This is a genomic window from Pseudomonas sp. R62, assembly GCF_000257605.1.
Taxonomy (GTDB): Bacteria; Pseudomonadota; Gammaproteobacteria; order Pseudomonadales; family Pseudomonadaceae; genus Aquipseudomonas; species Aquipseudomonas atacamensis.
This window is the reverse complement of sequence record NZ_AHZM01000965.1, coordinates 1-598: the sequence shown is the minus strand read 5'-3', so window position 1 is coordinate 598 and position 598 is coordinate 1. Positions and strand designations below refer to the sequence as shown.

General features: G+C 48.2%; 1 protein-coding gene. It reads right to left on the bottom strand.

Translation table 11 applies throughout. From position 1 onward, the window contains the following. Positions 1-172: 172 nt before the first annotated feature. Positions 173-346 (bottom strand): gp19.5 family protein, encoded by a 174-nt coding sequence (locus tag OQK_RS31930; protein WP_016770770.1) that lies wholly within the window; start codon positions 344-346, stop codon positions 173-175. Positions 347-598: the final 252 nt, after the last annotated feature.

Here is a 598-nt window from a genome sequence, read left to right as displayed (position 1 = left end):
ATTTATCGGGAAACACGTCATACACGAACACATCAGAAACCTCGCCACGTAACCGCTTTTGACGTTTTGAATATAGGTCGATTACTGGCATATCCTTGCACCTTGAAGTGGCAAAAATGACATCATAGTCGCATTTGAATTCTTTACGAACCCTAAGAAAATCCCGCTAAGGTCACCCGTCACAGCCACCAAGTAGAACACAGACGACATCCCCAAAGGTTTCGACAAGTGGACCACCTTGAACAACTCCGAGAGAGACAAGGAGTAAAGCAAGAAATCGGTAGGTGACACGTTGCGTCAGCAGGATCCGAAGGGACGGCCATACGGCCCTCGAAGCTTCCTTCATTCCTGTTTGCTCCTTTATGTCTGCCCTTTGGAGGTGATGCTTATCAGCATAATCACCAACCCTCTCTGGGTCTTTGAGATGGTCTTTAAGGGGATATCTTTAGGCCCCCTATCCTAATAGTGAGGGGTTTTGGAGGCTTTGATACGCGGGGCTTCCAGCTATGGTGTCCCAAGGCCATACTCATGAACTACCCAAAGGAGAATTAGCGTGACTGAGATATTTGAGCTGTTGGGGGCCGCACTTCTCTCGATT